The sequence below is a fragment of the Enterococcus sp. DIV1375a genome (assembly GCF_051712205.1).
In the GTDB taxonomy this organism is placed as follows: domain Bacteria; phylum Bacillota; class Bacilli; order Lactobacillales; family Enterococcaceae; genus Enterococcus; species Enterococcus faecalis.
Map to the genome: position 1 here is coordinate 1,091,722 of NZ_JBIOOM010000001.1, position 12,429 is coordinate 1,104,150.

General features: G+C 34.4%; 11 protein-coding genes and 1 pseudogene. All 12 read left to right on the top strand.

Annotated features, from left to right (window positions below):
* Positions 1–149: 149 nt before the first annotated feature.
* Positions 150–419 carry an EsaB/YukD family protein gene (locus tag IGJ63_RS05400; protein ID WP_002357795.1) on the top strand — a complete coding sequence of 90 codons (270 nt, stop codon included), beginning with the start codon at positions 150–152 and terminating at the stop codon, positions 417–419.
* Positions 416–1,589, top strand: a pseudogene (gene essB / locus IGJ63_RS05405) (type VII secretion protein EssB). The gene IGJ63_RS05400 and the pseudogene essB overlap by 4 nt, the downstream one beginning before the upstream one ends.
* Positions 1,570–6,018 (top strand): type VII secretion protein EssC, encoded by a 4,449-nt coding sequence (gene essC, locus IGJ63_RS05410; RefSeq protein WP_002407021.1) that lies wholly within the window; start codon positions 1,570–1,572, stop codon positions 6,016–6,018. Before essB ends, essC begins: the two are co-directional and overlap by 20 nt.
* A 14-nt stretch (positions 6,019–6,032) precedes the next feature.
* A complete protein-coding gene (locus IGJ63_RS05415) occupies positions 6,033–6,905 on the top strand; it encodes a DUF6232 family protein (RefSeq protein ID WP_002407020.1) in 873 nt (290 codons plus the stop codon).
* 12 nt (positions 6,906–6,917) lie between these two features.
* Positions 6,918–7,364 (top strand): YwqH-like family protein, encoded by a 447-nt coding sequence (locus IGJ63_RS05420; RefSeq protein WP_002361714.1) that lies wholly within the window; start codon positions 6,918–6,920, stop codon positions 7,362–7,364.
* A 19-nt stretch (positions 7,365–7,383) separates the two neighbouring features.
* Positions 7,384–7,656, top strand: a complete 273-nt coding sequence (locus IGJ63_RS05425; protein ID WP_002407019.1) for a hypothetical protein — start codon at positions 7,384–7,386, stop codon at positions 7,654–7,656.
* A 13-nt stretch (positions 7,657–7,669) separates the two neighbouring features.
* The gene (locus tag IGJ63_RS05430; RefSeq protein WP_002407018.1) at positions 7,670–8,314 is read left to right on the top strand and encodes a DUF4176 domain-containing protein; all 645 of its coding nucleotides are present in this window, start codon (positions 7,670–7,672) and stop codon (positions 8,312–8,314) included.
* 15 nt (positions 8,315–8,329) lie between these two features.
* A complete protein-coding gene (locus tag IGJ63_RS05435) occupies positions 8,330–9,871 on the top strand; it encodes a T7SS effector LXG polymorphic toxin (protein WP_101731721.1) in 1,542 nt (513 codons plus the stop codon).
* Positions 9,859–10,578: a hypothetical protein gene (locus IGJ63_RS05440; RefSeq protein WP_002361726.1), complete on the top strand. Its 720-nt coding sequence runs from the start codon at positions 9,859–9,861 to the stop codon at positions 10,576–10,578. The genes IGJ63_RS05435 and IGJ63_RS05440 overlap by 13 nt, the downstream gene beginning before the upstream one ends.
* A gap of 239 nt (positions 10,579–10,817) precedes the next feature.
* Positions 10,818–11,264 (top strand): hypothetical protein, encoded by a 447-nt coding sequence (locus IGJ63_RS05445; protein WP_002357783.1) that lies wholly within the window; start codon positions 10,818–10,820, stop codon positions 11,262–11,264.
* An 8-nt stretch (positions 11,265–11,272) separates the two neighbouring features.
* A complete protein-coding gene (locus tag IGJ63_RS05450) occupies positions 11,273–11,722 on the top strand; it encodes a DUF5085 family protein (protein WP_002357782.1) in 450 nt (149 codons plus the stop codon).
* A gap of 47 nt (positions 11,723–11,769) precedes the next feature.
* Complete coding sequence (locus tag IGJ63_RS05455) at positions 11,770–12,306, top strand: hypothetical protein (protein WP_010826928.1); 537 nt, start codon at positions 11,770–11,772, stop codon at positions 12,304–12,306.
* Positions 12,307–12,429 lie beyond the last annotated feature (123 nt).

Genomic DNA, 12,429 nt, shown 5'->3' on the forward strand with positions numbered 1-12,429 from the left:
CTTGAGGTTCAACGAGAAATATCCATAAACTTTTGGTTGTACAGTGGTATTTTTTTAGGAAGTATAGTTATTTTATTCGTTGGTGTTTTTCTAGGAAACCGTTTTTCATATCATCGTGCACAAAGCGGAAATTAAGGAGTGAAAGAAACATGAACAAAAGAACATCGATTGGTATCGGCTTACATGTGTCGAATCAAATTATTGATTTGCAAATCCCTAATCAGGTATCAGTTGCACGTTTAAAAGAATTGTTACTCGAATCGTTTGAGATGTTGCCAAACCGTTTGCCAGCATCATTTGAATTGGTTGTTTTGAATAAACCAATTCATTTAGCTGACAATCAATTAATTGCAGATTATCCATTAGGGAATGGCGACCAACTAGTAGTAAAAGAAATTGTAAAGGAGACACATGGATGAGCGAGTTAAAGGATATTTCAGAGACAATCACGTTAGAAGCAACAAAAGAATATGTTCAAGTGACATTACAAGCAAATCAATATCAGTTAGAAAGACTAGAACAGTTTCAACAATTTTTAAAATCAAGTCGTGGATTTTTATCGGGAAAAATAATACAAGCAACGGAAGAAGCGTTAGTGATTCAATACCATAAGGATCAATATATGCAATCCATTTTACAAGCGATAAAAAAAATGGATCAATATGAGCGATTATTGTTAGCGCAAAGAGTTCATTATTTGGTTGATTTCTTAGGTACGCCGGTCCAACCCTTTATTCATCCAGAAAACATCTATATCTTGGGAGAAGAATTATTAATTGCTCATCGTGGTTTTATGCAGGTCATTGTGCCTTATTCAGCAGATGAAAGAGAATTTTTTAAACAATATCGATCGCTGATTTTAGCAATCTTACATCCAAAGTATGAGTATGAACAATTGATTCAAGGGAATGGCACCCTGAAAGATACGCTATCTAAACAATTACAAGAGGCGAAAACAATCAATGAAATTGAGCAAATCATTGGTGAACAAATCATTCGTCAAAAAGCCAAGCGCGAAGCAGAAACCAAATTAGTGAGTAAAAAAAGTTATTTAACCTTTAAATGGGCCAGCTTAGTGTTATTGGCTTTAACGCTACTTTTTGCAACTACAACAGGGATTTATGTCTTAAAAAAAATTACCAGCCCAAGAGCGAGTGAGTTTGGCAGAAGCGCAGTATATTTCTAATGACTATGCAAGTGTTACGAAAACATTAAAAGAAGATACACCAGAAGAATTGCCGATAGGAGCTAAGTATGTTGCTGCTGTTAGTTCTGTCCAACTAGATAATTTATCAAATGAACAAAAAACAGCAATTTTAAATAATTTATCTCAAAAATCTAGTGAAAATACCTTACTTTATTGGATTTATATTGGCAAAGGAGACTTTGAAAAATCATTAGATATTGCCCAAAATTTAGGCGATAACCAATATATATTACATGCCTATACAAAATTATATGATGCAACCAAAGCCAATAACAAAATGAACGGCGAGAAAAAACAAGCATTGTTAACAAAATATGAAGAAGCAATTGATAAATACATGAAAATCTTGGGAGGAAAAACGGATGACAACGAAAATCAGTAAAAAATTGGTCTCTGTGAATGATCAAATTCATACATCTAGCATGATTTATTTTGACATTTTTTATTTTGGTCCCCAACTTCTTCACCGTCAAATTACGGCTAAAAACCCAAGTGTTTCAATCAATCAACAATTATTTTTTTACGAAAATGAAGAATTATTCTGTAATGGTGAAACCTTTGATTCTGCTGAAAATTTTTCTGTTTTTCCCCACGAAGAATTGATTACTGTCACCACCAATAAACCACAGAAAGATTTTTTAATTGCCTCTACCAAAAATGCTGCGATTTCATTAGAAACAGATGCCATCATCAATATTACACTAACACCAGAAACTGGGGAATATACAGCAACGATTTATCCCGGAGAAGATACGATTTACTACAATCATTATTTAGTTGAAAAAGGAAGCTATGCTTTTGCAGTCGGTGATCAATTAGTTGTCAATGGCTTAATCATTGAAGTTCGGGAAAAACAATTAAAGTTAACAAGTCTAGGAGCTACATATTCCCTGAATCCTTGGCAAATTGTAGAAGAGGAGGTTATTCCAGAATATCCTGTCGATTTCCCGTCATTTCGACGAAGTCCACGGATTCACTTGAAGGAGCCAAAAAAACAAATAGAAATTGCTGCCCCAAAAGCCAAGCAAACAGAAGGGAAAAATGAACTGTTACGGACGATTGTCCCACCTTTAGGAATGGTCGTTTTGAGTGGCGCAACAAGCTTTTTAAGTGGGGGAAATCCAATTATGATGCTTAGTATGGGCGGAGCGAGTTTATTGACGGCTGGTTTTTCAGTCTCTAGTTATTTCACCAATAAAAAAGAAACAAAGCAAAAGAATATCGAACGGACAAATAGCTACGAACAATATTTAATACAAGAGAAAGCTCGTTTAAGTATACTGCAACAAGAACAAAAAGAGGCCCTGGAATATATGAATCCTGCCATGAACGAATTAGCCTTAATGACAAAAGAGTATCATGCGCGAATATATGAACGCATGATGACTAATGAAGATTTTTTGACAGTTCGCTTAGGGGTTGGTGAAATTTCTTCAAGTTTTACGACAAATTATCAGTCAACGGAAGATGATTCACTAAGTCAAGAAGCTGAAGAACAATTAGTATGGCCATATAAACAATTAGAAAAGGCGCCGATTGTTGTACCACTAATGGGACAAACCTTAGGATTGGCGGGAACACCTGCTGTTTTAAGGACAGCCATTCAAACGTTGTTATTTCAAGTGTCTGTTTTACATTCCTATCGTGACGTAGAGTTTGTTACTTTAGTACCAGAGGAAGATTATCAGAAAGATTGGCATTCTTGGCGTTGGTTGCCACACGTCAAAATCCGCAGTCTGAATTTGCGTGGGATTGTTCACGATCCTCAAACAAGGGATATGGTTTTAAATTCTTTCTATCAAATGATTACGAAACGTCGTCAACAAGTGCGCGAAGCCGGTAATGAAAAAGTTCACTTTCAACCACAGTATATTCTTTCGATTTTAGAAGAAAGCTGGTTGTCAGGGCATGGCTTAAATGAATTTTTAGCTGAAGATATGAGTCAATATGGTGTGACAGTTATTTGGGGAAAAGATGCTTTAAATATGTTACCAGAAACGACAACTACACTGATTGAGTATCAAAGTAGTGAAGCGGCGACTTTAATTAATCAAAATAATAAATATGTGAACCAAAACTTCGTTCCTAATCATTTACCGACTGCTTATCCGCTTGCTTATGCGATTCAGCGCTTGGCGAATTTGCAGCATGTGGAAGTGGAGAAGAATGCTATTCCTGAAGCAATTGACTTTTTAGAATTATATGATGTAAAGGAAATAAAGGATTTAAATGTAACAGACCGTTGGCAAAAAGCCGATACTTCTAAGTCTTTAGCAGTTCCTCTTGGCGTTCGTGGCAAAGATGACATTGTTTACTTGAACTTACATGAACGTGCCCATGGACCGCATGGACTTGTCGCAGGAACGACTGGATCTGGTAAGTCTGAAATCGTTCAAAGTTATATGTTGTCATTAGCTGTTAATTTTGCTCCAGAAGATGTAGGTTTTTTACCTATTGATTTTAAAGGAGGCGGAATGGCTAACTTATTTGCAAAATTACCTCATTTGTTGGGTTCGATCACTAACTTAGATGGAGCTAGTTCAGCTAGAGCATTACAAAGTATTCGTGCAGAATTACAAAAACGACAACGAAAATTTGGAGAATACGGGGTTAACCACATCAATGGTTATACGAAATTATATAAACAAGGAAAAGAAATTACTGACCCAGAAGAAAAGAAAAACTATCCAAGTGAGCCCTTACCCCATTTATTTTTAATCAGTGATGAATTTGCTGAATTAAAAGCCAATGAACCAGATTTTATGGCAGAACTTGTCTCTACTGCACGGATTGGTCGTTCGTTAGGTGTACATTTAATTTTAGCGACACAAAAACCAAGCGGCGTAGTGGATGACCAAATCTGGTCAAACTCACGGTTTAAGCTGGCATTAAAAGTTGCTGACGCCAATGATTCCAATGAGATTATTAAAACCCCAGATGCTGCTAGTATTACTCAACCGGGTCGTGCTTATTTGCAAGTAGGGAATAATGAAATTTACGAATTATTCCAATCTGCTTGGAGTGGTGCTAACTATGATCCATTCGCTACCAAGGAAGAAAAAGTGGATGAAAGGATTTGGTCAATTAATCAATTAGGACAATACGAATTATTAACTGCCGACCTTTCCGAAGAAGAAGAGGTTTCTATTAAAACGGAGGAAGAGTTAACACAATTAGACGCAATTGTTGAAGAAATTGCCAAGCATGCGGAAGAAAGTCAAGCAACTTTACCAGAGAAACCTTGGTTACCTCCATTAGCAACAGAAATTGTTTCACCACTTTTTAAAACGCAATGGCAAGAACAACGAGAACTTTCTGTTCCTTTTGGTTTTATGGATATTCCAGCAAAACAAGAACAAGTCAATTTCAATTTCGATTTGCACGAATTAAATCATACTGCCTTATATGGTTCACCGGGGTTCGGTAAATCAACAGCTTTGCAAACCCTAGTAATGAACCTTGCTCGTAAAAATACACCAGAACAAGTTCAATTTAATTTGTTTGATTTTGGTACAAATGGGTTGTTACCATTGAAAAAATTACCACACGTTGCTGATTTAGTCCGTTTGGAAGAAGAGGAAAAATTGGTTAAATTCTTAAAACGAATTCGTAAAGAAATTCAAGAGCGTAAAGATGCCTTTACTGAATACGGTGTTGCTAGTTTAAATCAATACGAAGAAAAATCAGGACAGAAATTACCAGTGATTGTTACGATTGTAGATGGGTTTGATGCAGTCAAAGAAAGCCCATTAGAAGATCCAATTGAATCTGTTTTAAATCAATTGCTACGAGAAGGAGCAAGTGTTGGCTTGTATACCATTATTACGGTCTTAAGAACAAATAGCTTTAAAATGAGTATGACAAGTAATATCCCAACACATATCGGTTTGTATTTAGTAGAAGAAGATGCGATTCGTGATGTTGTTGGACGAGAAGCTTTGATTCCACAAGAAATTATGGGACGTGCACAAGTGAAATTGGAACAGCCGCAAGAAATTCAAATCTATCTACCAACAGAAGGGGAAAATGATATCGCTCGTTTAAACCGTTTAGAACAAGAAATTGAAAAGATGAACCAAAAATGGGGCGGTGAACGACCACTACCAATTCCAATGTTACCGAAAACAATCGCTATGGCGAATCTATACAATCATCCACACGCTCAACAAATGCTGGAAAATATGGAGTTCCCTATTGCCTTTGATAAAGAAACGACTAACATAGTGGGCTTCAAACCAACGGAACATGGTTATTTTGTGATTGGTGATGATACACCACAACAAAATGAATCTGTTGAAAAAGTGATTATCGAAGACATGAAGCATTTTAGAGGGCGTGCCGAACGGATTATCTTTAACCATAGTGACCGTTTTGGCGGTTATGCAGATAGCTTTGATACAGTGATCGCAGGAACTGAATATGGAAGCTTTGTCAATGAATTATTACAGGAAATTGAACAACGACAAATGATTAGTGAGTATGAACCGATGTTGATTTATATTCCCGAAGCGCAACAATTTGTCGAAAAATCCTTTATTAGTGCTGAAAACCTAAATATCCTACTGAAAAAAGGTAGCCAAGTCGCGATGTATTTTATTTTCCAAACCAATCAAAAATTATTGGAAAACAGTTTTAATGATGCCGATAAATTATTACGTGCTAATATCCCAGCGGGTATGGTTGGTACCAGACTCGCAGACCAAAGCTTTGTTAAAACGAAAAGTGATTATAATGAACCTGCCGTGGAATTGGATGAATCTCATTTCTTTGAAGGTCGAACAGCAATGCGGGTGAAGTTAGTAAGTGAATAAAAAGGAGTGGAATTATGAATAATGAATTGTCAAAATTAATTGATATGAAAAAGAGCGAAGAAGAAATTGAAACAAATCATTTTATTATCAAAGATAACATTTTAAGGTTTGATCATCTAACTTTACAATTAAGTAACATTTCCAGAATATATGCTGGAACTAAGCGGATGAGAATTCCTGTGATGGCGATAAGCATTTTTGTTTTAGCTTTTGGAACTATTCGGTTTGAAGGATTACGTTGGATTAGTTTAATTATTATGGGATTGACAGGATTGTATATCTATATGGTTTATCAAAGACATCAAAGTAATAAAGAATATTTAATCTTTCAACTAAATTCTGGAGATAATTACTCCCTTTATTTTCAAGATGCTGAATTTTTAAACAAAGTCCGTAATGCAGTTGAAGCAGCATTCAATCACAAAAATGTGTATTCAGAAATCAATATTGCGGAACAAAAAATTATTCAAGGAAATCACCATGTGATTCATGGCAACCAGGCCAACCTAAACACAGGGATTCAACAAGGCAATACAATGCATTCGAATAATCATGAAGAACATTCGTCAACTACTGTTGGGGATATCACAGATAGTACTATTCATCATTCGACATTTGGCAACCAGAATCATCAAAAAAATGAACAATCTGTTTATGATTGGCCGGTACTTGAAGCTAATTTTAAAGCAGTCATCACTTCATTGAAAAATGAAGACGAAACAAAACAAGTCAACAGGCAAGTGCTAAAAGCTGTTGAAGAAAAAGACGCAAAACAATTTGAGACAATCATTAAAATGAATCGGAAAATTTTTACGTCTAATCTATTTTTAAATACCGCTAGTGGTGTATTGGCTCAAGTGATTTCAACGATTTTAGGGATTCGGTAAAGGAGGAACCTCATGAGTGATGAAGCAATAAAAGCGCAAAAAAGAGCACTGGCAGCCGGAAAGCGTGCTGAAGCCAGTCATTTAAGTAGTCAGGTCAACACGGCACAAGCCAACAAAAATCAAATTGATCAGAAAATTCGAGAATTAGAAAAAGCAATTCGTGAATTAAGTCGAGAGATTCTTAGTATTCATCAATTGAAATCAACCGTTTCTAGTCAGTTAAAGAGTATTTCTGGAAGTAATTTTAAAGGCACACGACGGAATAAGTATAATGAAAAAGTTAGAAAAGTAGATAGTGATTTATCAAAATATGCCACAAAAAATCAAGAAAATTTACAAACATTTCAACGGAAATTGTCTAACTTACAAGAAGAAGCGCAACGTGAAGCCATGACAATCAGTTCATTAAATTCACAAATTTCGGCACTATTATCAATAGCAATGAGTTTGGATTCTTAATAAAGGAGTGAAAAAAATAATGAAAAGCGGTGTAAATTTATCGGAATGGATGCAATCTGTCAATAAAGCAAACAGCACAATTTCAGGAATTGGCAAAATGAAAACTGTATCTTTTTCTCAAACAAATGCGCGACCTTTTACAGAATTCAAAACAATGATAGAGCAAATCAATTCTTCTCTAGAAAGTTACAAAGAATTTGCAAAAGGAAGCACCAATAAAATGATTGCTGCCGGAAAAAATAAAGCCAATGATGATAAAGCGGGAGCTGCTACTATGAAAATTAGTCAATAAGGAGTGAAGAAAAATGAATCAACAACAAAAGGAGTTGTGGGTGGCTACTATAGAAAGTAGTAACCTGACTGGAGAAATAACAAAGGACACCATAAACGAACTCGGTTTAATTTTGGGCGGTCAACCCCAATTAGCTCAAAATATTTATCAAAGTTTCCTCAATCAAACCACAAGTTATGAACATAAACCAAGAATTGGCGCGATTATTCATATTAGTTTTGATTATGAAGAGGAAAGAGTCACTTTTGCTTGGTTAAAAAAACAAGTTGTATTGACCGTGCCACAATTTAAACGATTTATGGGTTTCGTTGATACAATTTTTACAGAAATCTATCCAATTGGAACCATTGTCGAATTAGATGAAGAATTATTAACCGAAGATGTTAAAGCGCTTTTTACTACAGATGAATTAGGTTTATTTGTTTCTGTTCAAGGGAGAAAATTAACCATTCCAGAAACGCAAATGATGATTGATTACGTAGGAACTTTATGGCCATTTGGATTACAAGCAGAGGTGGAGCCAATTTATTTTAACTCGGTCATGGTAAAACGAGTTATTTCAGAAGGGCCTACTAATGCATATGAGGAAAAGTTTACTTTTGAAGTTTTGAGAAAACAATTGGTGCAAGATGAAAAATATTCGTGTACGTATGTCTAATGAGGAGGTGGGCAAATGAAAATTAATATGCGTGAAGTAATGGAAGCTAAAAACAAAATTACTTCTTCCAGAAATAAACTACAAGCAGAAATCAATCGTGCCAAAAGCGATTGGAAAACAGTCCAAGGAAGTGATGCTTTATCTGGAAAAGTCAAAACAGCTATTAATGGTGAAATTGGTAATTACCAACTACCGATGCTAACCAATTATTATGATCTTTTACATACAATAGCACAAGAAATGGAAAAAACAATTAGTGATTTTAAAGCTAGTGTGAAGGAAAATAGTGAATCAGCCATCATTGATACAGATGCCTTAAATGAAGCAAAAGGAAAATTTTCAACACCGTTATCAAATTTTGCGAAATTAGATAAGAAAATTAGCAACATCTACAGTTCTGTAGCACATATCGTCCCTATTTCCGCACCATCCAATCAATTTAATAAAAAAATGGAAGAGGCTAAGAAAATTTTGACGGAAACGCTGAAAGGCATGGACACTTTTAACGGACGCAAAGCAGGCAGTGCTGTCAAAGACAAACTAGCCCAACAATCCAGCCAAATCACGAACGTCGGAGGATTAAGCTATAGCAATCCCAAATCATTGGAAATATTTACGGATAAAACATTTAAAAATGAAATAAAAGAAGCGCATAAAAAAGTCCAGGAAGAAGAAAAAGATAGACTTGCTTTTGAAAAAGACCATCCAATTTTAATGGCTATGGATGGTAATTTAACAGAAGAAAAGTTAGACGAACTAGATAAATTAATTAATCATGCGATAGCAAAAGGCGTTGTTTCAGGAAAAAAATATATGAACCATATGAAAAAATTATACATTTCTAGTCGTATCAAACGTCTGCCAAATGGAAAATTGGTAATGAGACGAGCAAAAGGCTGGCTAAAAAAATTAGATCAATTAGCAGATATTGATGATTATGTGCCAAAAGGTCATCGGTCATTAAGTATCACTGCATCGGGGACCGCAAAGGAATTTACTAAACTAGGAGATAAATTATTAGGCAAATTAGATTTAGTAGATAAGAAGTCTATTCTAAGAGAATCTGGTGAAGCTTTTAGTAAAGCAAGTATTAAAGGGGTCGCAAAGGGAACTCTAAAATCAATGGGGAAATCGTTAAAGAAAGGATTATCTTTTGGCGTTAACGGTGTTGTGAAAGATGCCAAAGCATTAATTAATGCAAAAGGTGCAGGAAAAATTATTCCCGGATTAAACATAGCGGCAGGTGCTGTGGAGGTTGTGCAAGGAATAAGCAAGAGTGAAAAACAGGCCAGAAAAGACGGATTGAAAGGGCAAGAAATTACCGCAAGTAAAGTGGGTGGTGCATTGGTGGATGTCGGGAAAGTAGCAGTGACAACGGCGGCGATAGGAGCTGTATCGGCGGGTGTAGCTACATTTGCACCAGTTTGGGCTGTTGTGGGGGCAGGGATAATAGTTAGCCAAGGTTTAAACTGGGCTGATAAACAAATGAATATAACAAAAAATATAAAATCAGGAGTTAACTCTATGATAAAAGGAGTATCTGGATGGTTCAAATAATATCTAATTTTATACCAAAATTTTATGAAAAAAATAGCAAAAAGAAATATACTATAAAGTCTTTTTCGTCAATGTTGGTTTGTTATATAGTGTTTATCACAATTTTTTTGTTAACTTATTGGTCAGGAAATAAAGAAAAAATATATAATCGTCATACAATAATTTTTGCTAATGTTCAATTAGGGATACTTATATTTTTTGTTGTATTAATAGTAACGGGTACAGTCGTATTTAAAAGTAATCAAAAACAAAAGTATATAGTAATAATTCCGTATATCTCATTGGTAATGTTGCTACTTCTCACAGTATCATATTTCTCGATCTTACTAAGTAATCCTGTTGAAAAATTTATTGTTGGTGAATTAATGGTTTTATTACTTTGGATATTAGGGATAATCATCAATAGTATATTAGTGTATCTCTCCCTAAAAAATAATAATTTTGATATCAGAGATAAGTATGCAAACTATTATATCAATTGTTTATCCATTTTAGCTATAATAGGTGCCATGGCTTCTACTGCATTGGATAATATTAATCTTTTTTATTTAGCATTGGTAGTAATGGTATCAGCCTTGCAATTTGCTTTAACTTTTCAAATACCAAGAATATTACAATATTGGAAAAAAGAATCAGAAAAAAATGAAAATACATCTGTATATGGGAATTCAATTGAAATGATGAAGAACAAGAGAACCAAAAAATAACTATATTTCTTCCAGAATTAAACGAATGTCAGACGGCACTTTAGTCATCAAAAAAGCCGGGAAATGGTTGAGTAAGTTTGATAAATTAACTGGCATTGATAACGATATGAGAAAAGGCAAAGACTTTACTTGACTCCAAGCACGCAAGGAGGCTTAAAACCAGCCTTCAAAGATTCAATCAAAGGAATTGGTAGGTATTGAAAAATTTAAAAATAGATCGATTTTAGGAAATTAATTTAATGAAAAGAGGGAAAAAGATGATTGAAAAAGTTTCATTGGAAATGAACAATTTAGTGTATATTGAAAAACGAGCAACAACAGATCAATTAGTGGATTTAATTTTACAATCAGAAGAATTAACTTATGAAGAAGGTTTTTATAAAAATGGACCAACAATGATTGAACTAAAACCAACTGAATTAAGTGAAGAAGAACAAACGTATAAATTTTATATTCCTGTGAATGAGCCAGTTGAAAGTGGCGAGATTTTTACTGTAGAAAATATTCATTATGATCATCTAGTTCGTAAAAGAATTCCTTTTGATGATGAACTTGGCGCTAATATTGAGGAAATGACGGATTACTTGCTGGAACAAAAGATTGAATTTGATGATAAATTATTGTTGGTAATGACCTTAGTTTATGATGAATATTGGGTAGATGTTTTAATCCCAACAAAAGAGTAGGTGAAAAAATGAGAAAAACAATTGGCTATAAACAATCATTACATTATCAAAATGTCATCAGTCGTTATTATGTAACGACTTCAGAGGAGATGGGTCGTTGTTTAGAAGATGCTTTGGAAACAATTTTTGAAGCAGATTATTCTTTATCAGACAGCTTTTTCTATTCAATGAATTCTGACATTCGTGAAGAAGAATTGCTGATTCAAGTTTTTTTACCTGTCAATGAAGAATGCCAAGAGAATCTTCCAGCTGAATATCGTTTCCAATCTTATTTTCAGGTGAACAATATGTTAGCAACTAGAGCAAAAGGCGATAAGTTATCTGAATTCTCTAAAGCATTAGAAGAGTTAATCACTATAGTTGTTCAGGAAGATTTGACAATTGTTTCACCAATTTTCTATTGTCCGCAAGTAATAGATAATAAGGTATACACTGATTTGATGATTGGTATTAAATAGTTTTGAACTGATTAGAGTTTTCTCGTAAGGAAAGAGGAGAGAAAAGTTTGAGTTTGCTTATAAATGAGGAAGAGATATTTGAAGTGAGACTGACTAAGGCAGATGGGTACAAAAAAATTGGTATAGGACTAGGTGTTATTTTTGTCACACTTAGTTGCTTGGTATGGTTTTACTTTCCACTCTATAAAAATCCAGTGACAAGTAATATAATTTTTTTTGTTTTTTTAAAAGTAGTGGCTATACTAATCAGTGCTTTATCCTTACTTAAATTAATATGTATGTTTGCTTTTTTGATAATCGAAACTGGGATTAATGAGACTAAGTATATCAGAAAATATGGTGGCATTTTATATAGAATGGACAGTCAAGGTTTGTCATATCATGAAAAGGGATTTCTAATAGTGCGTGGTTGGTCGGAGGTCATTGATGTAGGACTTTTCAGACAAATGGAAAGTGAGGTTATTTATAATTATCAAATGAAATTTAGTGATGGTGATAGACACACTTTTGATTTAAGAGGGAATTATCCAACGATAGCATTCAAAGAAAAAATTGAAGAATTCTGGTTTAAATACAATAGCTAAATTAATCTTCATTCCCCCTCCTAGAAAACACAAAACCGTGGTACAATAACTTACGTAATAGACACACCTACTCCGAATGTCAAAAAAGGGCAGAAAAGTAGACAAGAAATTGTTTAAGGAGTA

Excerpts from the sequence above, each read along its gene's own strand:
- IGJ63_RS05400 (WP_002357795.1), top strand. The coding sequence starts at position 150 with ATGAACAAAAGAACATCGATTGGTATCGGCTTACATGTGTCGAATCAA.
- essC (WP_002407021.1), top strand. The coding sequence starts at position 1,570 with ATGACAACGAAAATCAGTAAAAAATTGGTCTCTGTGAATGATCAAATT.
- IGJ63_RS05415 (WP_002407020.1), top strand. The coding sequence starts at position 6,033 with ATGAATAATGAATTGTCAAAATTAATTGATATGAAAAAGAGCGAAGAA.
- IGJ63_RS05420 (WP_002361714.1), top strand. The coding sequence starts at position 6,918 with ATGAGTGATGAAGCAATAAAAGCGCAAAAAAGAGCACTGGCAGCCGGA.
- IGJ63_RS05425 (WP_002407019.1), top strand. The coding sequence starts at position 7,384 with ATGAAAAGCGGTGTAAATTTATCGGAATGGATGCAATCTGTCAATAAA.
- IGJ63_RS05430 (WP_002407018.1), top strand. The coding sequence starts at position 7,670 with ATGAATCAACAACAAAAGGAGTTGTGGGTGGCTACTATAGAAAGTAGT.
- IGJ63_RS05435 (WP_101731721.1), top strand. The coding sequence starts at position 8,330 with ATGAAAATTAATATGCGTGAAGTAATGGAAGCTAAAAACAAAATTACT.
- IGJ63_RS05440 (WP_002361726.1), top strand. The coding sequence starts at position 9,859 with ATGGTTCAAATAATATCTAATTTTATACCAAAATTTTATGAAAAAAAT.
- IGJ63_RS05445 (WP_002357783.1), top strand. The coding sequence starts at position 10,818 with ATGAAAAGAGGGAAAAAGATGATTGAAAAAGTTTCATTGGAAATGAAC.
- IGJ63_RS05450 (WP_002357782.1), top strand. The coding sequence starts at position 11,273 with ATGAGAAAAACAATTGGCTATAAACAATCATTACATTATCAAAATGTC.